This is a genomic window from Phocaeicola faecicola (assembly GCF_013618865.1).
Lineage (GTDB): Bacteria > Bacteroidota > Bacteroidia > Bacteroidales > Bacteroidaceae > Phocaeicola > Phocaeicola faecicola.
Window position 1 is genome coordinate 1 of record NZ_JABSOE010000002.1, and the last position, 23,319, is coordinate 23,319.

The 23,319-nt window shown below is 48.0% G+C and carries 16 protein-coding genes; 13 read left to right on the plus strand and 3 right to left on the minus strand.

Annotated features, from left to right (window positions below):
* Positions 1-384: 384 nt before the first annotated feature.
* Positions 385-1,743, plus strand: a complete 1,359-nt coding sequence (locus tag H3001_RS00555; RefSeq protein ID WP_181213761.1) for a transposase — start codon at positions 385-387, stop codon at positions 1,741-1,743.
* A 265-nt stretch (positions 1,744-2,008) separates the two neighbouring features.
* Here H3001_RS00555 and H3001_RS00560 read toward each other — a convergent pair whose 3' ends face one another.
* Both H3001_RS00560 and H3001_RS00565 read right to left on the minus strand, forming a co-directional pair.
* The gene (locus tag H3001_RS00560; protein ID WP_246368298.1) at positions 2,009-2,668 is read right to left on the minus strand and encodes a LolA family protein; all 660 of its coding nucleotides are present in this window, start codon (positions 2,666-2,668) and stop codon (positions 2,009-2,011) included.
* Positions 2,669-2,904: 236 nt separating this feature from the next.
* The gene (locus tag H3001_RS00565) at positions 2,905-5,445 is read right to left on the minus strand and encodes an FtsK/SpoIIIE family DNA translocase (RefSeq protein ID WP_181213762.1); all 2,541 of its coding nucleotides are present in this window, start codon (positions 5,443-5,445) and stop codon (positions 2,905-2,907) included.
* A 128-nt stretch (positions 5,446-5,573) separates the two neighbouring features.
* Between H3001_RS00565 and H3001_RS00570 the strand changes: the two genes are divergently transcribed.
* The 12 genes from H3001_RS00570 (at position 5,574) to H3001_RS00625 (ending at position 21,222) form a co-directional block, all read left to right on the plus strand.
* On the plus strand, positions 5,574-6,221 hold the full coding sequence (locus H3001_RS00570; RefSeq protein ID WP_178243439.1) for a DUF5063 domain-containing protein: 648 nt from the start codon (positions 5,574-5,576) through the stop codon (positions 6,219-6,221).
* Positions 6,222-6,292: 71 nt separating this feature from the next.
* The gene (locus tag H3001_RS00575; RefSeq protein ID WP_178243438.1) at positions 6,293-6,931 is read left to right on the plus strand and encodes a 3'-5' exonuclease; all 639 of its coding nucleotides are present in this window, start codon (positions 6,293-6,295) and stop codon (positions 6,929-6,931) included.
* 58 nt (positions 6,932-6,989) lie between these two features.
* A complete protein-coding gene (locus H3001_RS00580; RefSeq protein ID WP_181213763.1) occupies positions 6,990-8,177 on the plus strand; it encodes a class I SAM-dependent rRNA methyltransferase in 1,188 nt (395 codons plus the stop codon).
* Between the two features lie 187 nt (positions 8,178-8,364).
* Positions 8,365-9,681, plus strand: a complete 1,317-nt coding sequence (locus H3001_RS00585; protein WP_178243436.1) for a DEAD/DEAH box helicase — start codon at positions 8,365-8,367, stop codon at positions 9,679-9,681.
* Between the two features lie 232 nt (positions 9,682-9,913).
* Entirely contained in the window at positions 9,914-10,981 is a 1,068-nt protein-coding gene (gene serC, locus H3001_RS00590; protein WP_178243435.1) for a 3-phosphoserine/phosphohydroxythreonine transaminase, read from the plus strand.
* Between the two features lie 286 nt (positions 10,982-11,267).
* Positions 11,268-12,188, plus strand: coding sequence for an NAD(P)-dependent oxidoreductase (locus H3001_RS00595; protein ID WP_181213764.1), 921 nt, complete (start codon positions 11,268-11,270; stop codon positions 12,186-12,188).
* A gap of 199 nt (positions 12,189-12,387) precedes the next feature.
* Positions 12,388-13,635 carry a DUF1015 domain-containing protein gene (locus tag H3001_RS00600; protein ID WP_181213765.1) on the plus strand — a complete coding sequence of 416 codons (1,248 nt, stop codon included), beginning with the start codon at positions 12,388-12,390 and terminating at the stop codon, positions 13,633-13,635.
* Between the two features lie 207 nt (positions 13,636-13,842).
* Positions 13,843-14,019 (plus strand): histone H1, encoded by a 177-nt coding sequence (locus tag H3001_RS00605; RefSeq protein ID WP_181213766.1) that lies wholly within the window; start codon positions 13,843-13,845, stop codon positions 14,017-14,019.
* A gap of 138 nt (positions 14,020-14,157) precedes the next feature.
* Complete coding sequence (locus H3001_RS00610) at positions 14,158-18,648, plus strand: DUF5113 domain-containing protein (RefSeq protein WP_181213767.1); 4,491 nt, start codon at positions 14,158-14,160, stop codon at positions 18,646-18,648.
* Positions 18,649-18,664: 16 nt separating this feature from the next.
* The gene (locus H3001_RS00615) at positions 18,665-19,387 is read left to right on the plus strand and encodes a DUF5932 domain-containing protein (RefSeq protein WP_181213768.1); all 723 of its coding nucleotides are present in this window, start codon (positions 18,665-18,667) and stop codon (positions 19,385-19,387) included.
* On the plus strand, positions 19,377-20,102 hold the full coding sequence (locus H3001_RS00620; protein WP_181213769.1) for an AbgT family transporter: 726 nt from the start codon (positions 19,377-19,379) through the stop codon (positions 20,100-20,102). The genes H3001_RS00615 and H3001_RS00620 overlap by 11 nt, the downstream gene beginning before the upstream one ends.
* Positions 20,103-20,121: 19 nt before the next feature.
* On the plus strand, positions 20,122-21,222 hold the full coding sequence (locus H3001_RS00625) for a TlpA disulfide reductase family protein (protein ID WP_181213770.1): 1,101 nt from the start codon (positions 20,122-20,124) through the stop codon (positions 21,220-21,222).
* Positions 21,223-21,612: 390 nt separating this feature from the next.
* Here H3001_RS00625 and H3001_RS00630 read toward each other — a convergent pair whose 3' ends face one another.
* Complete coding sequence (locus tag H3001_RS00630; RefSeq protein WP_181213771.1) at positions 21,613-23,313, minus strand: serine protease; 1,701 nt, start codon at positions 23,311-23,313, stop codon at positions 21,613-21,615.
* Between the last annotated feature and the right edge of the window lie 6 nt (positions 23,314-23,319).

A 23,319-nucleotide genomic window follows, 5' to 3' on the forward strand; every position in this document is an offset into this window, starting at 1 on the left:
GATGTAAAAGTGTGGGGGCTGAACATTCGAAACAATCTAAATGACTAAGCTTACGTCGGTCTTATTCCACACTTTGATGTTGAAACTTTATACAAAAGTACAACGTTTAATTAATATACAATGCTTACAATGAATAAGTGTAAGTTATTTATTCTATTGCTTTTATAGAAAGAAAAACAGAGAATAACAGTTCCTATCTGTCGTATTGGAAATTTAGACAAACAAAAAAATCCGCTGAAATCGGGACATTCAGTAAATAGTATAAAATTAGCCAACTAATTCATACACAAAGTATTGCGAATTAGCTGGCTTTTTTGTATCTTTAGGTATTCCCCCGCAAATAAGGTTTGGCAGCCAAAACGGGGGAAATTCCCCAACAAAGATATGGCTAAGATACAAAATATTTCGGAAATTCACCCTACTTTGGGCTTTACAGAATTTGATGTTCTGGAAAAATATCGCAAGAGTTTTAACGAGAGTGAACTGGGCAGGCTTCACTCAGTGTTCCCGTTTGAGAGTATGGCGAAAGGCATCGGCCTGTCTGAACAGCGTCTTGGACGCAGGAACATTTTCACCCCTTCTGCAAAGATTGCCATTATGGTCCTAAAGGCATACACCGGATTCTCTGACAGGCAACTGGTGGAACATCTAAACGGAAACATACACTACCAGATGTTCTGCGGAATCATGATAGATCCTTCTTTTCCCATAACCAACTACAAGATAGTCAGTGCTATCCGTAATGAGATGGCATCACGTCTTGATATTGACTCCCTACAGGAAGTCCTGGCTTCACACTGGAAACCTTATCTTGACAACCTTCATGTCTGCATGACCGATGCCACATGCTATGAGAGCCACATGCGTTTTCCTACGGACATGAAACTCCTATGGGAAAGCCTCGAATGGCTCTACAGATGTATCTGCAGGCATTGTGGGGAGCTTGGCATAAGACGTCCCCGCAACAAATACAGTAATGTAGCGGAGTCCTATCTGTCCTACTGCAAGAAAAGAAAAAGGAAGGCTTCAAGGACAAGAATGCTCAAGCGTCGTATGATCAGACTTCTTGAAAAACTCCTCATACAGAGGGATGAGATTCATAGCGAGTACGGAACCTTGCTCCGGTATACCCAGGATTACCATAAGCGTCTTTCCATCATCAGAAAGGTTCTTGTACAGGAAAAGGAAATGTTTGAAGAACGTAAAGTCTGTGACCGCATCGTCAGCATTGACCGTCATTATGTACGTCCAATAGTAAGAGGAAAGGAAACAAAATCTGTTGAATTCGGTGCAAAGGTTAACAACATACAGATAGACGGTATATCATTCATCGAACATCTCTCGTTCAAGGCATTCAATGAAGGTATACGCCTGAAAGACTGTATCCGTATGCAGCAGAAGCTCATGAATGTGAGGGTTAAATGTGTGGCTGCAGACTCCATATACGCCAATAATGCCAACAGAAAGTTTTGTACGAAATATGGAATATCCACTTCATTTGTGCGCAAGGGAAGGGCGGCAAAGGATGAGTCCTTGAGGAAGGTACTCAGAAGTGAACTCTCAAAAGAAAGGGCCACCCGGCTTGAAGGAAGCTTCGGTACTCAAAAGCAGCATTATTCTCTCTCAAGGATAAAGGCACGGAACAGGAAGACGGAAATCCTGTGGATTTTCTTTGGAATACATACGGCAAATGCCATACTGATGATAGACAAGATCAGGAACCGATCGGATAAAGCGGCATGACATGAATTTACAGACAGGATAAGAAGAGGTCATCAGACTTCTTCCAAAACGTCATGTCCAAAAAATTGGATTAATATGAAAAAACGCAGAAAAAGGGCAATAATAATGGCATATAAAGTGATTATACTCTATCGACTTTATATGCCATCTTACGTTTTAGGGACATTTACTGAATATCCCGAAATCAGCGGATTTTTTTATAGCTACTTCCAATGAACTACTGCTTGGTAAGTTTCCATTGATGCTATCATTGCAGGTAAAGATTTTATCTCATGTCGATGACTTCCGCATGCGGATATTTGCTGGAAGGGAACCGGAACTGGGCATCCTGCAGGTTCTGGTGCGTGCGGTAAGTCTTCACGGAGAAATACTGTTCCTCACCATTGTCCAGTTTGATACGGATGGAAACAGGCTCATATGTGGAAGAGACCACCAGCGTCATTGCCGTCACGTCACCCTTGTGGAGGGGAGTCAGCTGCAGTTTCTTTCCGCTCTTTCCATTCTCCTTAACCTCTCCGACATACTGACTGTGGAACTGGGTCTGGATCTGGTTGAGCAGGGCAAACGGATTGATGCTTTGCAGTTCCTCCGGGGTAGGGGTGGATACGGTTACCTCCTCGTTGCTGGCTACGTAGCTCCACTGGGTCTTTCCGTCGAACCAGCTTTCTACACCTCCGCAGTTCAGGTAAAAACGGTCGCCTTTCAACCAAAGTTCCCCTTGCTGACTGCCGCCGAAAGTCATCTTCACACTTCCGGCCTGACGGTAAGCCTGCGAAGTTCGTGAGAGAATGTCCTGTGCCTGCGTATTGGCTCCCGCTGCCGGTACTGCCGGCAAAAGAGCCTCGGGAGCAGTTGCTGCCATGGGCTGGGCCGCACAAAAGAACAATCCCAGACCGGCAAGAATCATCGTATGGTTTCGTTTCATAAAATTCAGTTTTGGATATTGATATGTTTTATTTTCTCTCGAATAATATATTGTCACGCATAAAGAAGTTTCAGGTAAAACATCGCCAGGTTTTTGGAAAAGGCCGCCACGTTTTGAAAAAAGATGGCGGCCTTTGGGTGTACGCTTCTTTATGCGTTTCAAAATCTTTCTTTATGTATTTCCAATTCTTGGATAATGTTTGGCGACTCCTCTCGTAAGAGGCTTTCCTTGCAAGCTTATCCCTTGGCTCCGCTCAGTCGCATCTGCAGGTCGTTTTCGTCCATGCAAAGCACTTCGCGCGCCTTACTGCCGTTGGCCGGTCCTACGATACCCAGGCGTTCCAGCTGGTCCATGATACGGCCTGCACGGTTGTAACCGATAGAGAACTTGCGCTGGATGAGTGAAGTCGAACCTTGCTGGTGATAGATCAGCAAGCGGGCAGCTTCCTCCAGCATCGGGTCCAGGCGGTTCATGTCCACATCGGCGGCACCGCTGCTTTCGGCATTCTCGTCTACGTATTCAGGCAGCATGAAGGCAGTCGGGTAACCCTGCTGGTGACTGATGTAGTCGGCGATTCTTTCCACTTCCGGAGTATCGACGAAGGCACACTGTACACGGACCGGATCGTTGCCCTGCAAGTAGAGCATGTCTCCCTTTCCGATCAGCTGCTGGGCACCCGGACGGTCGAGGATGGTACGTGAGTCCATCATGGAAGCCACACGGAAAGCCACTCGTGCCGGGAAGTTGGCCTTGATGGTACCCGTAATGATATTGGTTGTCGGACGCTGGGTAGCGATGATGGCGTGGATACCTACGGCACGTGCCAGCTGTGCGATACGGCAGATCGGGAGCTCCACTTCCTTGCCGGCTGTCATGATCAGGTCACCGAACTCATCGATGATGATGACGATGTAAGGCATGAAACGGTGTCCGTTCTCCGGATTAAGCTGACGGGAGATGAACTTGGCATTGTACTCCTTGATGTTTCGGCATCCGGCTTTCCGCAGCAGGTCGTAACGGGTGTCCATCTCAATACAGAGGGAGTTAAGCGTCTGCACGACCTTTGTCACGTCGGTGATGATGGCATCCTCTCCGTCGGGCAGTTTCGCAAGGAAATGTTTCTCAATCGGAGCATAGATGGCAAATTCCACTTTCTTCGGGTCGATGATGACGAACTTCAGTTCACTGGGGTGCTTCTTGTACAGCAGTGAGGTCACAATCGCATTCAGACCGACTGACTTACCCTGTCCGGTAGCACCGGCTACCAGCATATGGGGAGCCTTGGCCAGATCGACCATGAAGACTTCGTTGGTAATGGTCTTTCCCAATGCCACCGGCAGTTCGAAGTTGGTTTCCTGGAACTTCTTGCTGGCAAGAATGGAACTCATGGGTACGATGCGCGGATTGGCGTTCGGTACTTCAATACCGATGGTTCCCTTACCCGGGATAGGGGCGATGATACGGATACCCAGAGCCGAAAGGCTCAGTGCGATGTCGTCTTCCAGGTTACGGATCTTGGAGATGCGGACTCCTTCGGCCGGAGTAATCTCATACAACGTGATGGTAGGTCCCACGCTGGCCTTGATGGAACTGATTTCAATTCCGAAGCTCCGCAACACCTGAATGATGCGGTTCTTGTTGGCATTCTGCTCCTCCATGTCGATGGTCGGCTCGTGCGTATCCTGATAAGAGTTGAGCAAGTCCAGTGTCGGGAAACGGTAATGTTCCAGGTCCAGACGCGGGTTGTACGGCTGGGTGATATCGCCCCGGTACTCCATGTCGTCTTCGCTGGCAGTTTTGCTGATTTCAAAAGCCGGTTCTGCTTCCACAGTCTCCGCTTCCTTTATTCCCTGTGCCTCTTTAGGCTGCACTTCTTTTTCTACCGGAAAATCGGGAGTATGCAACGGCTTTTTCTCAATGGGCAGTTCCACTTCCACCGGCTTTTCCTCTTCTTCCTCTTCCTGCTGAAGTTCCTCTTCTTCTTCCATCATGTCTTCTTCCGCACGGCGATGAGGAGTCATAACCTTCGGTTCCGGATGCTGCAAACGCATTGCAGCCTCTTCTTCCTTCTCTTCATCCGATGCTGCCTGCGGTTCCGGACCCTCATCAGCCGGACCTGCAGGACCGTCATCCTGCTTTCCTTTCTTGAACGGCAGGTCGATATGGAAAATCCGGCGGATAAAGTCAATCGTCTTCCGGGAGAAGAAGAGTGCAATCAGAATGATGGTAGCCAGAAGGAAGAGCACCAGTCCGGGCGTACCGATCTGCGAACAGATCCATTCGCTCACATTGTATCCGTGCCGTCCGCCCGGGTAGAGGAAGGAATTTTCGAGCAAGCCTCCGAAAGCAAATCCCAGGGCGATGGAAAGCCAGATCATCAGGACCGAACATCCGGCAAACCATTTCCATAAGACGAAATCGTAAGCCTTGATGAGTTTCATTCCTGCTACAATCAGGAATACAATGATGAAGTAAGCCGAAATACCGAAACAGTCGTTGATCAGGAATTCCGCCAACTGGGCGCCCCGGGCTCCGGCATAGTTCTGAATACGGTTCCCGGTTTCGAGCAGTTCTCCGGGATTCGGATGAGACAGGATGCTCTGGTCGTTGCCCCCGGTAAAGAAGAACGAACTGAAAGCCAGCAGCATATACACGCCGAAGATTACGAACAGCAGTCCGAATACAAAACGCGCTGTCTCACTTTTTATGGCAGTTACCACTTTCTGGGCAGTTTCATTTTTCATCCCGCCCAGTTTATTGTCTGTTTTTTTCTTCATGTCTTTTCGTTTATTCCCTTATGATTTATTAGATGTGAACCTACCTGTTAAGTTTATGTACGCAAAAATACAAATATTTTTTTTACCCCATATTTTTTTCATATCTTTGCATAATAAATTCTGGAAAGATGGAAAAGAACCACACAATCATATTTGATAAGAATACCGTTGAATTTGTTACTGTAGCAGCCGAGTGCTGTGGCTTTTTGGAAAGAGCGAACGAACAGCCGCGCCGCAAGTTTGTGGATACGGCCCTGAAGCTTCTTCCGCTGTTGTACCTGAAGGCATTGCTGTTGCCGAAGGGAGAGCGTCTGGACGACTTTGATCCGGAGAAGTTTGTCACCGAGGGGGATTACGAGCGGGTTCGCTCCATGATTGCTGCGGTAATGGGAGAGAAGGACGATTATCTGGATGTGTTCCTGGATGACATGGCTTTCTGTGAGACTCCCATCAAACAGAATATTTCGGAGAACCTGGCCGATATCTACCAGCCGCTGAAGGATTTTATCTGCGTGTATCAGCTGGGACTCGACCAGACGATGAATGATGCGCTGGTTATCTGTGCCGAGCAGTTTGCCGAATTCTGGGGACAGAGACTGGTGAACGTGATGCGGGCATTGCATGAAGTGAAGTTCTCGCACTCGGGTGAGAACGAGGAAGAAGAGGACTACGGAGAAGAACCGTTTGCCGGAATGGACAATGACTGTACGGAGGAAGACCTGTACGAAGGACTGGAGGCCGGTGAGGACGACGGCAGCGGTGACCGCTGGGAGTAATAGTAATATCTGGGTATAATTATTGGAAACAAGTTAGGAATTTAAGAAAAGAAAGTACTACATTGAGATAAATGGTTGTATTGTACAATAAAATATCAAAACAGGCTGTGGCCGAAATGGAAAAGGTGCATTTCCCGGGACGGATTTTCGTAATCTATACCGAGAGTGAGGCACGCAAGGCGGTAGATTATCTGAACACCCATGCCATTGTGGGAGTGGATACGGAAACCCGCCCTTCGTTTAAGAAAGGAATGACCCATAAGGTCGCCCTCCTGCAGGTGTCGACACGGGATACTTGTTTTTTGTTTCGTCTGAATCATTTGGGATTGCCTGATTTTCTGGAAGATTTTCTGTTGAATGATGTCCTGAAGGTGGGGCTTTCGCTGAAGGATGATTTTGCCATGCTTCGCCGGCGCAACCAGAAGGATCCGCGCAACGGCAACTGGGTGGAACTGCAGGACTATGTGCCGCGGTACGGAATCGAGGAGAAGAGTCTGCAGAAGATTTTCGCACTGCTGTTCTCGAAGAAGATTTCAAAGAGCCAGCGGTTGTCGAACTGGGAGGCAGAAACGCTGACGGAAGCACAGCAGTTGTATGCGGCTACGGATGCCTGGGCATGCGTGGAAATCTATACGTACCTGGAAGATCTCCGGAGTCGCGGCGGCTTCCACGTGCAGAAGGTAGAGGAAGCCGCAGAGAAGGCGGTCTGACGGAATCCCTCCTATATCAATAAAGATCATTTTGTAATCATCAAAATAACCGAATATAGTGTCATACAAGAAAGTATATTTGAAACCCGGTAAGGAGGAATCGCTGAAGCGTTTCCATCCGTGGGTGTTCTCGGGAGCCATCGCCAAGGTGGAAGGCGAGCCTGAAGAAGGAGAAGTGGTAGATGTATATACATCGAAAAAGGAATTTGTGGCTTGCGGACATTTCCAGATTGGAAGTATCGCCGTGCGTGTGCTTACTTTCCGTCAGGAGGTAATCGACCGTGATTTCTGGAAGCGCCGTCTGGAGGTGGCCAAGGACCTGCGCCGTGCATTGGGGGTACTGGGAAATCCGAACAACAATACCTATCGTCTGGTGCATGGGGAGGGAGACAACCTGCCGGGACTGATCATTGATGTATACGACCATACGGCGGTCATGCAGGCGCACTCGGCCGGTATGCACGTGTACCGGATGGAGATTGCCGATGCCTTGTCGGAGGTGATGGGTGATGTAATCCAGCACATTTATTATAAGTCGGAAACGACATTGCCGTTCAAGGCCGACCTGCTGGCTACGGAAAACGGCTTTATGAAGGGAGGAAGTCCTGAGAACATTGCCATGGAGAACGGACTGAAGTTCCATGTGGACTGGCTGAAGGGACAGAAGACCGGTTTCTTTGTGGACCAGCGGGAAAACCGCAGTCTGCTTGAACGATATGCGAAGGGACGCAACGTGTTGAACATGTTCTGCTATACGGGGGGATTCTCATTCTATGCCATGCGTGGAGGAGCCAACCTGGTACATTCGGTAGACAGCTCGGCCAAGGCGATTGACCTGACCAATGAAAATGTGGAACTGAATTTCCCGGGCGACCCGCGTCATCAGGCGTTTGCAGAGGATGCTTTCAAGTTCCTGGACCGCATGGGCGACCAGTACGACCTGATCATCCTGGACCCGCCAGCCTTTGCCAAGCACCGGGATGCATTGCGTAATGCCCTGCGCGGATATACCAAACTGAATGCCAAGGCTTTCGAAAAGATTCGTCCGGGAGGTATCCTGTTCACCTTCTCCTGCTCTCAGGTAGTAAGCAAGGAGAATTTCCGGAATGCGGTATTTACGGCAGCTGCACAGAGCGGAAGAAGCGTACGCATCCTGCATCAGCTGACGCAGCCGGGTGACCATCCTGTAAATATCTATCATCCGGAAGGAGAGTACCTGAAGGGACTGGTGCTGTATGTAGAATAATTTTGCCGGCTGACGGCAAGGTTGTTGCCGCCGGATACAAGGATAAAGGCAGAGTGGGGTGTTTCCCGGAAAAAGGGAAGGTCTCCACTTTGTCTGTTTTCGGACCTTATCTTTACTCCTTATTTTCTATGATCTACGGGATTCCCGGTGAGATTGATTCCGTCTAATTAAAAAAACAGTTGTCTATATGAACGTACAAGAGATATTGAATAACCTCAAAATAAATGAGTTGAACGAGATGCAGCGCCAGGCCCTCACGCTGTTCAAACAGGGAGGGGACATGATTCTGCTTTCGCCTACGGGATCGGGAAAGACCCTTGCCTACCTGTTGCCGCTGGTGAGTGCCCTCAATCCTGAAGTGAAGGGAGTGCAGGCGGTGGTACTGGCACCGTCGCGTGAGCTTGCCCTGCAGATAGAGCAGGTATTCAAGGCCATGGGAACCGGATTCGGGGTGATGAGTTGTTACGGAGGACGTCCGGCTATGGAGGAACATCGTACGATGAAAGCGCTCAATCCGACGGTAATCATCGGTACGCCGGGACGAATGAATGACCATCTGGGAAAGCAGAATATTGAAGGAGGAAAGGTCCGCCTGCTGGTAATCGACGAGTTCGACAAATGTCTGGAACTGGGATTCCAGGAGGAAATGGAGGAGGTGATTTCCAAACTCACGGGACTGAAAAGGCGGTTTTTGCTGTCGGCTACGGACGCAGAGGAGATTCCGCAGTTTACGGGCTTGAACCGGACGGTCAGACTGGATTTCCTGGACCGGAAGCAGGAGACGGAGGAACGCTTGCATCTGTATCAGGTGAATTCGCCGGCAAAGGACAAGCTGGAGACCCTCTATCGTCTGTTGTGCTGTCTGGGTAATGAATCGACCATCGTTTTCTGCAATCACCGGGAAAGTGCTGACCGTATCGGAAAGTATTTGCGGTCGATGAAAGTCTTCTGTGAGGTATTCCATGGAGGAATGGAACAGGACGATAGGGAAAGGGCGTTGTACAAATTCCGCAACGGAAGTTGCCACGTATTTATCTCAACCGACCTGGCTGCCCGCGGACTGGATATTCCAGACATTGACAACGTGGTACATTATCACCTGCCGCAGTCGCAAGAGGGATTCGTGCACCGCAACGGACGTACGGCACGGTGGGAAGCAGAGGGTAAGGCCTTTGTGATTCTGCATGAGGAAGAAACCCTGCCGGAATACGTGAAGTTGCCGGTGGAAGTGTACGAACTGCCCGAAAAAGTGCCGGCTCCCGGAATGCCTGAGTTTGTGACATTGTACATCGGAAAAGGGAAGAAAGACAAGATCAACAAGATTGATATCGTAGGATTCCTTTCCAAAAAAGGAGGGCTCGGCAAGGAGGAAGTGGGACGCATCGATGTAAAAGATCATTACGCTTTTGCGGCTATCTCCCGGAAAAAGGCTAAACAAACGTTAAAACTGATACAAAATGAAAAGATTAAGGGGGTAAAGACTTTGATAGAACCTGCAAAATGATATCTTTGTGATACTAAACTATACGGAAGCAAGCAGGGAACTATAAGAATATTTTATAGGAAAGGTATTTATGTGTCAATTTGAAACTAAATACCTTTTTTTTATGCATAAAAGTAAGAAAAGTACGCGATATAATAGAAAATTCTTACCTAAACTTTTGGAAGTCTAAAAATAATCACTAAATTCGCAATTGTAAGAATGAACAAGATGTTTAACCAAAACAAACTTCCAAATGAAAAAACATAATTTTAATGCGGGACCTTCTATTCTGCCTCGCGAAGTGATCGAAAAAACGGCTCAGGCTATTCTTGATTATAACGGTTCGGGACTTTCGTTGATGGAAATCAGTCACCGCGCTAAAGACTTTCAACCGGTTGTGGACGAAGCTGTGGCCTTGTTTAAGGAACTTCTGAATATCCCGGAAGGATATTCTGTGCTTTTCCTCGGCGGCGGTGCGAGCATGGAGTTCTGTATGGTTCCTTACAATTTTCTGGAAAAGAAAGCGGCTTATCTAAATACAGGTACTTGGGCCAAGAAAGCAATCAAGGAGGCCAAGGCATTCGGTGAAGTGGTAGAGGTGGCTTCTTCAGAGGCTCAGGGTTATACTTATATTCCGAAGGATTATGAGGTTCCTGCCGATGTGGATTATTTCCATATCACCACGAACAATACGATTTACGGTACGGAATTGCACGAAGACCTGAACGTGGGTGTTCCGATGGTGGCTGATATGTCTTCGGATATTTTCTCCCGCCCGGTTGATGTATCGAAATACATCTGTATCTATGGTGGCGCACAGAAGAATCTGGCTCCTGCAGGTGTAACGTTCGTGGTAGTGCGTAATGATGCATTGGGTAAGGTTTCCCGTCATATCCCGACCATGCTGAACTATCAGACACACGTGGACAAGGGTTCTATGTTCAATACTCCTCCGGTAGTGCCTATCTATGCGGCTTTGCAGACATTGCGCTGGATCAAGGCGGAAGGTGGAGTAGAGGAAATGCAGCGCCGTGCAAAAGAACGTGCCGACTTGCTGTATGCCGAAATCGACCGCAACAAACTGTTCCGCGGTACAGTGGTGAAGGAAGACCGTTCGTACATGAACATCTGCTTCGTAATGAGCGATGAGTACAAGGATCTGGAAGCTGACTTCCTGAAATTTGCCACAGAAAAGGGAATGGTGGGAATCAAGGGACACCGTTCTGTAGGCGGATTCCGTGCTTCCTGCTATAACGCAATGCCGCTGGAAAGTGTACAGGCTTTGGTAGCATGTATGCAGGAGTTTGAAAAAATGCATTGATAAATCGAACTGATTAGTTAAAAAGGGGGATCGGAGAGTGGCTGGACCGCTTGGAAGATCCACCTTTTATACCTTTTATCTTTACTTTATCTGCCGATATGGCATTCCCCACAAATTTTAATCTAATTCTTTAACTTCTAGGGTCTGTACCTCAGTAAATGGTCTTTAAAATTTTTTATCGGATGAGACGGTCAATACGGACGCAGTCACGAAAAATGGCTTTGAGGTACTGTCATTGCGCCTTATCCGGACTTCAGGTAGCTGGCTCTATTAAAATCTGATTGTCATGAAAGTATTGGTAGCAACAGAAAAGCCGTTTGCAAAAGTGGCTGTCGACGGTATCCGCAAAGAAGTGGAAGCCGCTGGTTATGAACTGGTATTGCTGGAGAAATATACAGAAAAACAGCAGTTGCTGGATGCGGTAAAGGGAATCGATGCAATGATTGTGCGCAGTGACATCATCGATAAAGAGGTGTTGCAGGCAGCTGATCAGCTGAAGATTGTAGTCCGGGCAGGTGCCGGATATGACAATATCGACCTGGAGGCCGCGACTGCGAAAGGGGTATGTGTAATGAATACTCCGGGACAGAATTCGAATGCGGTGGCTGAACTGGTGTTTGGTCTGATGATCATGGCGGTACGCAACTTCTATGATGGAAAATCGGGTACCGAATTAAAGGGAAAGAAACTGGGTATACATGCCTTTGGTAATGTGGGCAGAAACGTGGCACGCATTGCGAAGGGAGTGGGTATGGATATCTATGCGTACGATGCGTATTGCACGAAGGAGGCCATCGAGGCTGAGGGAGTGAAGGCGGTTGATTCGGCCGAGGAACTGTATAAGGAATGTAATATCGTATCCCTCCATATTCCGGCTACGGCTGAGACACGGAATTCAATCAATTACGACCTGGTGAACCTGATGCCTAAGGGTGGTTTGCTGATTAATACGGCCCGTAAGGAGGTAATCAACGAAGCTGATCTGATCCGTCTGATGACTGACCGTCCGGATTTCAAATACGTAACGGATATTATGCCGGCTCATCATGAGGAATTTGCCGATCATTTCCCGGGAAGGTATTTCTCTACTCCAAAGAAGATGGGTGCGCAGACTGCAGAAGCCAATATCAATGCGGGTATTGCGGCAGCTTGTCAGATTGTCGGTTTCCTGAGAGACGGCAACGAACGTTTCCGGGTAAACAAATGATTTACTGAAACAATAGCGGCAGGGGGCATCTTCTCGTTGGACAGAAGGACTTAACTGTAATCTTCTCCGTGGAATGTGTGTATAAAACTCCGTAGGGGGGAGGCCTGTACCCGTAGAAGGATGCTCCTTGTTTTTCTCTCTCAGGAGGGAATGATGCGTGTATTTAATCTTAAAGCTAAACTTCAATCATTAATGTAATATGGCTGTTATTAAACCATTTAGAGGTATTCGTCCACCTAAAGAATTTGTTGAACAGGTGGCTTCCCGTCCTTATGATGTACTGAATTCTGAAGAAGCCCGCACAGAGGCTGAGGGCAATGAGAAATCGTTGTATCACATCATTCGCCCGGAAATCGATTTTCCCGTTGGTACGGATGAGCATGATGAAAGGGTATATAAAAAGGCTGCTGAGAATTTCCAGATGTTTCAGGATAAGGGGTGGCTGGTGCAGGATGAGAAACCGTGTTACTATGTATATGCCCAGACCATGAACGGAAAGACTCAGTACGGACTGGTGGTAGGGGCGTATGTGCCTGATTACATGAATGGGGTGATTAAGAAGCACGAACTTACCCGCCGGGATAAGGAAGAGGACCGTATGAAGCATGTGCGTGTGAACAATGCGAACATCGAACCGGTATTCTTTGCGTATCCGGATGATAAGGAACTGGATATGCTGGTGGCTAAATATACGTCACGTCAGCCGGAATATGATTTTATTGCTCCTGGAGACGGGTTCGGCCATACTTTCTGGGTGATTGACGAGGAGAAGGATATTGAGGCCATTACGGAGAAGTTTAAGGCCATGCCGGCTCTTTATATTGCGGATGGACATCACCGGAGTGCAGCGGCGGCTTTGGTGGGTGCAGAGAAGGCGCAGCAGAATCCGGATCATAAGGGAGACGAGGAATACAATTACTTTATGGCAGTCTGCTTCCCGGCCAGTCAGTTGACTATTATCGACTACAACCGGGTGGTGAAGGATTTGAACGGACTGACGGTGGAAGCGTTTATCGACAAACTGAAGGAAAACTTTGAGGTGGTCAATAAGGGTACGGCGATCTACAAGCCGGTAGCATTGCACAACTTCGGTCTTTATGTGGGCGGAAACTGGTACAGTCTGACTGCCAAGCCGGGTACGTACGATGACCAGGATCCGATAGGGGTGCTCGACGTAACCATTTCATCGAATCTGATCCTGGATCAGATTTTGGGCATCAAGGACCTCCGTTCGGACAAGCGGATTGATTTCGTAGGTGGCATACGCGGATTGGGAGAACTGCAGAAGCGGGTGGACAGCGGTGAGATGAAAATGGCACTGGCACTGTATCCGGTTTCGATGAAGCAGCTGATGGATATTGCCGATACGGGAAACATCATGCCTCCTAAAACGACCTGGTTCGAACCGAAGCTCCGCTCAGGACTGATTATCCATAAGTTGACATAAGAATGAGAAATACAAGGGTGGGAAACAAGGATGCAGGAGGAGATCGGGTATTCCTTTTTCCCGCCTGACTTACAGATTTATCAGTAACTTCTCTCATATATTGAACTAGATATATTAAATTATTTAAAAAAAAGCCGAAGTTGGGTGTGATATTGGGTGAATTATATTTACTTTGAGATTGTATAAGAACTAATTAAATAAAAAATTATGAATGAATTAATCGCAAAAATCAAAGAGTTGAGCGAAGCAATGGTAGCTGATGCTGAATTGCAAGCAGAAAAAGGAAACAAAGCAGCTGGAACTCGTGCTCGCAAGGCTTCTTTAGAGTTGGAAAAAGTACTGAAAGAATTCAGAAAAGTTTCTTTGGAAGAATCAAAGAAATAAGATGGCTATTTCGGTTGGCTGAAGAAGAGGTTATATCATTGATGGAAAATGATGTAATCTCTTTTGTTTTTATACCGGTATCTGTCAGAACTTTGTATCTTTGTGTACCGGAGAATTTATATAACCTGCAAAGAGAGTATGATGAAAAGAATAATATATGCATTCGTCCTGTTATCGGGAATCGGGCTTTGTTCCTTGCCCTTTCTTCCTTCACAGACCGATAAAGTACTGTATCAGGAAGTAGATTCTTTGAATCGTCTTTCTTATGACCTGCGGTACAAGGATATGGCGGCTTCGGCAAGGGCTGCTACAAAGGCTTATTCGGAAGCGGAGAAATTTCCGGGACTGCGGATGCGGGCATTGAATCAAATGGGATTTTGTGCTTTCATGCGTATGGATTTTGAGCATGCCATCCGACTGTTTCAGAGGGTGCTGGAAGACAGCAACGATGAAATCGATAGCATGATAGCCTGTGTCGGCATGATGAAGGTGTGTCAGCGCACTTCGATGAACAAGGAGTTTTACGATTACCGCAACCGGGCTCTTCGTCACATGAGCCGAATCCGGGAGGACGAGGACCTGATTACGGACGAGGAGGAGAAAAAAAGGCTCAACTATGCCTTTTCGGAGTTTTATATTGTTTCCGGGGTTTATTTCTATTATCTGCAGCAACATAAGGAGTCGATGGAATCCATCAATTCCATTACGGAATCCATGCTCAAGAATGACGAGGCACAACGCCTGTATTACGAATACATGAGAGGTTCGGGAGGCATGTACGAAGCCGAGTCTTATGACCAGACAGTGATGGGTGAACTGGACTATCTGGTCAGTTGTCTGCTGGCCAGCCGGAAGGGAGGATATGTGTATTTTGAAGCCAATGCCTTGCAGGGGATTGCCGAATTGCTTGTATTCCGGAAAAACCGGGAGATCATACAGTCGGGCAGACCGTCCCTGCTGCACCTGATTAACGATAAAGGCATGGCACTCGACAGTCTGTCGCTGCATTATGCCAAGGAGGCCCTTCGCCTGTTCAAGCAATATGGGGACTGGTATCAGATTTCGGGTACGTACCGTACCATTGCGACCTGTTACAATACGTTGGGAGAGCCGGGAAAGGCACTGGACAATCTGGATACGGCCTTGCAGTATGTCAACCTGCATCACGAAAAATACTACCACTGTACGGATTCTACCGACCGTCTTCAGCCTTATGTGCCGTATTCGGATGTCTCTGTCGAACTGCAGTGGGTGGAGAACAAGGGTATCAAGACCGTGCCCGAATGGATCCTCCGGTTGCGTGAACAGTTGAGCCGGACGTATTCTGCCATGGACTGCAAACTGGAATCGGACTATAACCGGAACATTTACCTGGATTTGCTGGATTATACGCGACAGGATAAGGCGTTGGAAAGCCGTTACGAGAGTTTGGGAAAGGAAATGAGGCAATTGAATTTCCTGTTGCTTCTGGCGGCTGGGGGAGCGGTCACTTTATTGCTCTTGTTTGTCGTATTGAACAAATACTGGAAGCGCCGGAACCAGCGCTACATGGAACAGTTGAAGAGTGTATTCGAACTGTGCAGAAAGACCATTTCTTCGATCCCGGCACAGACAGAAGACCCGTTGGAAATGTCTGAATCAATTAAAGACTTTATCTCTGCCGATATGCAGCAGCTTTTCAATTTCAAGCAGATAGAGATTCAGCTGGTATCTGATAAGGGGATGGAAGATGAAGTCGATGAAGAAAGCTGTCGGAGTGAGGAGGAAGAAGGATTTATAGGGCCTGAAGAGGAAACGGTTTGGAACGATACATCGGATGAAGTCCTGTCAGAATCTGTCGAAGACAACGGCGAATGGGATTCCAGGGAATTGCGTCTTCCGGGAAGTCAGAAAGTCGTAGGAAAGATCCGGTTTATTTCTTCCGGTCCGCTTTCCCGCGAGAAACAGGAAATGCTGGAACTGATTCTGCCGTATGTGGCATGGGCCTTGCAAAACGGCGTCAATCTCATTTGCCTTGACGATGAAATCAAACAGGTGGAAAAGAATTATTACGTTCACGAGCAGCATCTGATTGAGAACAAGCGGAAGAATACGGTCAAGAAAGCCTGTCTGTCGATTGTGACCGGCATGCTGCCATACATCGACCGTATCGTCAACGAAACCCGCAAGTTGAATACGGAACTGCTCACCCGAACCGAGGAGGTAAAGCGCAACCGGATTACCTACATCGATGAACTGATTACCCAGATCAATGAATATAACGAGATATTGGCATTGTGGATCAAAGTCCGTCAGGGTGCCTTGAGTCTTCACATTGAGAGTTTCCCGTTGCAACCTTTGTTTGCGGTGGTTGAAAAGAGCCGGAGAGCCTACGAGACGAAGCATCAGACGTTGCTCATTACTCCGACCGATGCTGTGGTAAAGGCCGACAGGGCACTGACATTGTTTATGATTAATACGCTGGCGGAAAACGCCCGTAAGTACACGCCGGAAGGAGGGAAAATCCATATCTATGCCGAAGAGACCGAAGACTATATCGAGATATCGGTTGCCGATACTGGTATCGGACTGTCTGCCAAGGACATTTCCCACATTCTGGATGAAAAAGTATATGATTCGTCTGCCATCGGTATGGAAGATGCAGCAGATACATCGGTCTTGAAGAAGCAGAAAGGACACGGATTCGGGTTGATGAACTGCAAGGGTATCATTGAGAAATACCGGAAAACCAATCCCGTATTCGGAGTCTGCCGCTTCTTTATTGAAAGTGCTCTGGGAAAAGGAAGCCGTTTCTGTTTCCGTCTCCCCAAAGGCATGAAAAGAATCGGAGTGCTGTTGTGGGGATGGATATTGCTGGCAGGAACGGGATGTACGTTTACCCAGCCCGAAAGTGCAGTTCCCTCTGCCTTGCCTGCCGACACGCTGCTGAACACGGCCAACCAATATGCCAATAAGGTTTATCAATGCAATGTGGACGGAGAATATGCCCAGGCCCTGGTCTTTGCCGACAGTGTATTCAAATACATGAACACGCATTACCTGGCTACCTCCGGACGGAAGGCTCCGTTGCTGAAAATATACAACGAAGATTTCTCTGCGGCAGAGCAGCAATGGCTGGAAGATGAGTTTGATACCGATTACTACATTCTGCTGGATGTGCGCAACGAGGCAGCAGTAGCCGGACTGGCGTTGAAGAATTTTGCCATTTATTACTACAATAACATGGTGTACACTTCGTTGTACAAGCAAATCAGCAAGGACCGGTCGCTGGAACAGTATTGCAGTCAGATGCAGCAATCTGCCAGCAACAAACTGATTGCCATTACCCTGCTGGTGCTGCTGGTAGTGATTTGCCTGGGAGGATACTACATCCTGTTTATCCGCCGGCGCCTGCAGTACCGTTATCAGATGGAGCAGGTCTTCATTGCCAACAAAGCCATATCTTCGTTCATACAGACATTCGACAAGGCCGATGAAACCTTCTTCCAGTCGCTGTTGTACAAACTGGGAGATGAAATCAAGGAACTTATCTCTTTTACGGACATGGCAATGGTCATCAATGACGAGGATACCTCAAGCCTGCAATATCATTATCTGTCGCAGCCTTCTCCGAGGATTACCCAGCAGTTGGAATGGGCGTTCGCTCACCCCGACGTACCTTGTTATGCCGACGGCAACTGGCTGCTTTTCCCTCTGTTGCTGGAGTTGGGAAATGAGCGTTTCTGCATGGGGGCGCTGGCAGTGAAGACGACCTACCTGCCGGTACGTGAAGCCGACAAGCTCTTGCTGGAACTGGTGGTGAGCTGTCTTTCGGCCATGCTCTATCAGGTAGTGGTCCGGGTGAAGAGAAAATCCAACGATATCGAACTGGCTCAGGACGATGCTTCGCGGATTATTTACGAGGAAAACATGCTCCACGTACAGAACATGGTATTGGACAATTGCCTGTCTACCATCAAGCACGAGACCATCTATTATCCGAACCGAATCAAACAGATCATCGAGAAACTGTCTGCTGAAACGGCCGAAGGAAAGGATGAAGAAAGCAAGAGTCTGGAAGAAGTGGAAGAACTGATCGGTTATTACAAGGAAATCTTTACCTTGCTCAGTTCCTGTGCCGCACGCCAGCTCGATGAGGTAACCTTCCGGCGCACGGAGATTCCGGTAACCCTTCTTTGCGATCATGTCCACAAATATTTGCGGAAATCAACTGCCAGACTGAGTGAGCGCATCGAGATTGCGATTGATGCGCCGTCCGACCTGAAGGTGAGCGGAGACAAGGTACTTCTCTTCCTTCTGCTGGAAAGTCTGGTAAATGACGCCGTCCGTTACCGGGTATCCGGGCAACTGCATCTTCGTGTGCGTCCCGACGGACAGTTTGTACGGTTCGACTTTACGGATAACCGCCGGACCTTCTCTCAGGAGGAATTGAATGAGCTCTTCTATCCCCGGAAGGAGAAAATCTATCTGGAAAACGGAAAAGAGTTAGTCGGTACGGAATATCTGATATGCAAGCAAATCATTCGTGAACACGATGAATACGCCGGATGCCGGGGCTGCCGCATCAACGCTCAAAGTGCCGGAGATGGCGGATTCACCGTCTGGTTTACCATCCCATTGAAAAAATAAACAGAAACAAATAACTATGGAAAAATTTAAAGTCATTATTGTAGAAGATGTCAAGCTGGAGCTGAAAGGCACCGAAGAAATATTCAGAAACGAAATTCCCAATGCAGAGGTCATCGGTACGGCCATGACAGAAGCCGATTTCTGGGAACTGCTGGCCAAGCAGATGCCCGATATGGTCTTGCTGGACTTAGGACTGGGTGGTTCCACTACCATCGGTGTGGAAATCTGTGCCCGCCTGCACCGGGAGCATCCTTCCTTGAAGGTACTGATCTTTACCGGTGAGGTACTGAATGAGAAACTGTGGGTAGATGCCCTGCAGGCAGGAGCGGACGGTATTATCCTGAAGACAGGAGAACTGCTGACGGCAACCGATGTGGAAGCGGTGATGGCAGGAAAGAAACTGGTGTTCAATTATCCGATCCTGGAAAAGATTGTGGAACGCTTCAAACAGTCGGTATGTGCCGAGCAAAAGCGGCAGGAAGCCATCATCCACTATGACATCGACGAATACGACGAGCGTCTGCTGCGTCATCTTGCACTGGGATATACCAAGGAAATGATTACCAACCTGCGGGCGATGCCGTTCGGTATCAAATCCATCGAGAAGCGGCAGAATGACCTGATCAGCCGTCTGTTCCGCCCAGAAGAACGTACGGGAGTCAATGCCTGCCGGCTGGTTACCCGTGCCCTGGAACTGAGAATTTTGGACATAGACAATCTGGAACCCGATGAAGAATAGACATTACATACATCCGGCTACCCTGTTCTTTGTATTGTCCGTTGTCGTCGTATTGCTTTCCTGGATAGGCAACATCTACGGATGGGAAGGTGTGCGCAACCTGCTCAGTGCCGAAGGCCTGCGCTGGAAGTTGCGTACCGTGGGAGATACCTTCCTGAACGTACCTTTCCTGGGCGACATGATGATTCTCTTTCTCGGAGGCGGCCTGGCCGTACACTCCGGATGGAGTGCCGCAAGTCTTAAGTTGCTGAAGAAAAGAAGCCAACTGTCGCGGCGGGAACTGAAAGCCTGGCTCATGGGGACGGTCTGCGGAATCATCATCCTGCTGTTATGGGGAATACTTGCCTGGGGGCCATGGGGAGGATTGCGAAGCATCAGCGGAGGGATATCAGATTCTCCGCTGCAGGAGGGGAGTGCCTGCATACTTTCTGCTATCCTGGGTATCACCGGACTGGTCTATGGCTATGCAGTCGATTTCTATCATTCCGACAAGGACATTGTCCGCGGAATGGCCTTCGGCTTCATCCGTTTTCCCGAATTTTTCGTCACTCTTTTTTTCGTGGTACAGTTTTTCGGGGACCTGGAATATACCCGTCTGACGCAATGTCTGGGCATACAGACCGGAATCATGAAAATCATCTATGTTTTGTCCATTCTTCTTTCGTTAAGCTTTGCGTTAGGCAAAAAAAAGTCTATCTTTGCGCACATTAATTAATCAACTAAATAAAAAAGGTATGAATAAAATGATGTTGCTGGCTGCTGCCGGCGTGTTTGCTTTGGCTTCTTGCCAGGAAAAAAGCGGATATACCATCAAAGGTACATCTGAAGGAATTAAAGATGGTGAGGTTGTTTACCTGCAGGATATGGTAGACGGTGAATTGGTGAAATTGGACTCTGCGGTAGTAACTCAGGGAGCTTTTGAATTCAAGGGTACTCCTGATTCAGTTACTGTAAGCCGTTATGTAACTTATATGAAAGACAACCTCCGCCTGTTGTCAATGGTGTTCCTGGAAAACGGAAACATTCAGGTACATCTGGAACGCGGAAACAACAAGGTATCCGGAACATTGTGCAACGATGCTTACCAGCAGTTCATGGATAAATACATTGCCATGAACAAGGAAATGAATCAGATTTACCGCACTATGCGTACTGACTCTACACTGACTGACGATCAGTTGAAGGAAATGGAAGCACAGCTGACACAGAAAGACAGCCTGAACAACGTAATGGTTTGCGAAACTGTAGAAGCTAACATCGGCAACCTGATGGGTGTACAGTTGCTGGCTACTTACGCCGATGCTTTCGAACTGGACAAGGTAAAGGAATTGCTGGGTAAGGTACCTGCATCTTATACAAACAATCCGGAAATCCTGCAGTTGAAAGAACGTGTAGAAATCCTGAGCAAGACTGCAGTAGGTCAGAAATACACTGACTTCTCAATGAATACTCCGGAAGGTGAAACAGTTAAACTGTCAGACTTCGTATCAAAGAACAAGTATACTTTGATTGATTTCTGGGCTAGCTGGTGCGGACCTTGCCGTAAGGAAATGCCGAACGTAGTGGCTGCTTACAAGGCTTACCAGGCAAAAGGTTTCGGTATCGTAGGTGTTTCTTTGGATAACGATGCAGAAGCTTGGAAACGTGCCATCAAAGACCTGAACATCACTTGGGCTCAGATGTCTGACCTGAAAGGATGGGCTTGCGAAGGTGCTAAGTTGTACGGTGTACGTGCCATCCCTGCAACAGTATTGGTTGACCAGGAAGGTACTATCATTGCGCGCGACTTGCGTGGTGATGACATCGCTGCTAAATTGGCTGAACTGCTGAAATAAGTTGCTGAAAACAATATAGTCACTGCATTATAAAATCTCCCTATTCTGCCGTAAAGGTAGGATGGGGAGATTTTTCTTTATCTATCTTCGAGGGTATTCCGGGAATCCTGCAGGAAACAAGATGTTTGTCGGTCTCACATCTGCTGCCAAACGCTGATTGAACATTACATCAAGGGGGACAACGCAATGAGCGCAATGCTTGCAGCGTTTCGCATCACATCGCTTTGAAGACACTCAGGTATAAATTGAAACGTAAATAGAAGGATGCAGTCCTTTATACACACAACCGGCCGGAGAATTCTTTCGTATCTGAAAGGCTTCTCCGGCCGGCTATATTCAGTGCGGTCGACCACTCCGGTACCAGTACTGTTCCGTTACGGTTTTCCCGTCTTATTTTCCATACTTCTCAATCAGCTCACCTGCTACCGTATCACCCATTTCACTGGCTTTCTGCAAATGCGCCAATCCTTCTTTCTTCTTTCCATGCTGCAGTTCCGCATATCCCAGCATACGGTAAGTCGAAGCCTCGTCCGGGTTCAGCGTCAATGCCTTCTCCAGTGCCTGGATGGCTTCTTCCAAGCGGTTCAGACGCAGATGAATACCTCCTTTTTCTGCCCAATAACCGGCATTAGAAGGATCCATTTCAATGGCCTGGTTGATGTCATTGATGGCCTGCTGATACATTCTGCACTGCATTTCCGCCTGTTCACGGATCAGATAGAATTCGGCAGATACCCGTCCCATCATCGCATCATGGAACAGATTATAATCGATGACAGCCTCCCGATACATCTTACTATCCAGCTTCAGTCGCGCTCTCTCATAGATGTAAGGAGCCGCCTCCTGTCCGTAAGGCTGATTATAAGTGCTTACGGCACTGTCCAGCAAGGCAATCACTTCTTTCTTGTCACTGCCTTCTGTCAGTTCCTTGGCCTTTGCCGCTGCATAATAGCTCGCTGCAGAAGCCAGGTTGCTCTTGTTCACCTGCTCGTAAGCTCCATAAGCCTCCGGATATTTCTGCATGGCAAAATAGATATCTCCCTGCAGCTGGTAATAAATCGGTTCCTGAGCCGCCTCCAGTGCCTGGTTTACTTCCGAGAGTGCCCGTTCATAGTCCCATCCTTTCTGACGCTTGTCCGCTTCAGTATTCACCACGTACGAGTGAATCAGTTTGGCAATCTGGTAATGTGCCTCGTCCTTCTTGGCACTGACCTCTTCCGCCTTCTTGATGTCCTCTTCCGCCAGCGCTACATCCGCTTCCACACCCGTATTGATGTAATACGTTGCACGACGGATATATCCTTCCATGTTCTGCGGATACTGACCAATGAAATCATTCAGCAAATTCAGGTAATCTTCCGCCTTCAACTGCGAAGAAGCCATATACAGATACACCAACGCCTGCGACTCATCTTCCGGCAGTCCCTTCTTGATTCCGATGGTATTCAGCGTATAATCGTTGAATGACAAAGCCGATATGCTCAGCGCAGCCGCATAGTCTACACCGATGGCATAACTCTCTTTTCCGTCCTTGTCCGTGCTTTTCTGCATCAGTCCCAGCACCTCACCTCCGGCATTCATCACCGGACAGCTCACCGATTTGTCCGTAGCCTGCAGGTTCAGTGTATAATACAACGACTGGTTGCCGATGCTGTCCACCTTTGCCACCGTACCGCTCAGACCTGCTTCCGCCTTCTGGGTAGCGTAGGGGAGCAGGTAGACCGTTTCGCCCTTGCTCACACCCGTCGGAGCCATGGTCAGCGCCACAATCTTCTTGTCAGCCACTGTCTTGAACTTGATTACATCGTACATGTCATTCGCTCCCATGATGTAGCGCACAGGCAATTCCTTGCCGTCGGCCGTAATGACTACCGCATGATCCGCACCCTTAAAGAGCGAATAATCCGAAACAGCCGTTCCGTTCTCATCGATATAAAAGCCGTTTCCGGTATTCAGGATCTTATTGTCGGCCGTATAGGTGATTACAGAGAATACCGCCTTGCGAGCCTTGTTGGCCCATTTGGGAAGTCCCTGAGCCATCCCCGTATGAAAAAGCATTCCGCAAGCCAGTATACAGATTATTTTCTTCATGATTCC

Coding starts and splice junctions, on each gene's coding strand:
- H3001_RS00555 (WP_181213761.1), top strand. CDS start 385: ATGGCTAAGATACAAAATATTTCGGAAATTCACCCTACTTTGGGCTTT.
- H3001_RS00560 (WP_246368298.1), bottom strand. CDS start 2,668: ATGAAACGAAACCATACGATGATTCTTGCCGGTCTGGGATTGTTCTTT.
- H3001_RS00565 (WP_181213762.1), bottom strand. CDS start 5,445: ATGAAGAAAAAAACAGACAATAAACTGGGCGGGATGAAAAATGAAACT.
- H3001_RS00570 (WP_178243439.1), top strand. CDS start 5,574: ATGGAAAAGAACCACACAATCATATTTGATAAGAATACCGTTGAATTT.
- H3001_RS00575 (WP_178243438.1), top strand. CDS start 6,293: ATGGTTGTATTGTACAATAAAATATCAAAACAGGCTGTGGCCGAAATG.
- H3001_RS00585 (WP_178243436.1), top strand. CDS start 8,365: ATGAACGTACAAGAGATATTGAATAACCTCAAAATAAATGAGTTGAAC.
- serC (WP_178243435.1), top strand. CDS start 9,914: ATGAAAAAACATAATTTTAATGCGGGACCTTCTATTCTGCCTCGCGAA.
- H3001_RS00595 (WP_181213764.1), top strand. CDS start 11,268: ATGAAAGTATTGGTAGCAACAGAAAAGCCGTTTGCAAAAGTGGCTGTC.
- H3001_RS00600 (WP_181213765.1), top strand. CDS start 12,388: ATGGCTGTTATTAAACCATTTAGAGGTATTCGTCCACCTAAAGAATTT.
- H3001_RS00605 (WP_181213766.1), top strand. CDS start 13,843: ATGAATGAATTAATCGCAAAAATCAAAGAGTTGAGCGAAGCAATGGTA.
- H3001_RS00610 (WP_181213767.1), top strand. CDS start 14,158: ATGATGAAAAGAATAATATATGCATTCGTCCTGTTATCGGGAATCGGG.
- H3001_RS00615 (WP_181213768.1), top strand. CDS start 18,665: ATGGAAAAATTTAAAGTCATTATTGTAGAAGATGTCAAGCTGGAGCTG.
- H3001_RS00620 (WP_181213769.1), top strand. CDS start 19,377: ATGAAGAATAGACATTACATACATCCGGCTACCCTGTTCTTTGTATTG.
- H3001_RS00625 (WP_181213770.1), top strand. CDS start 20,122: ATGAATAAAATGATGTTGCTGGCTGCTGCCGGCGTGTTTGCTTTGGCT.
- H3001_RS00630 (WP_181213771.1), bottom strand. CDS start 23,313: ATGAAGAAAATAATCTGTATACTGGCTTGCGGAATGCTTTTTCATACG.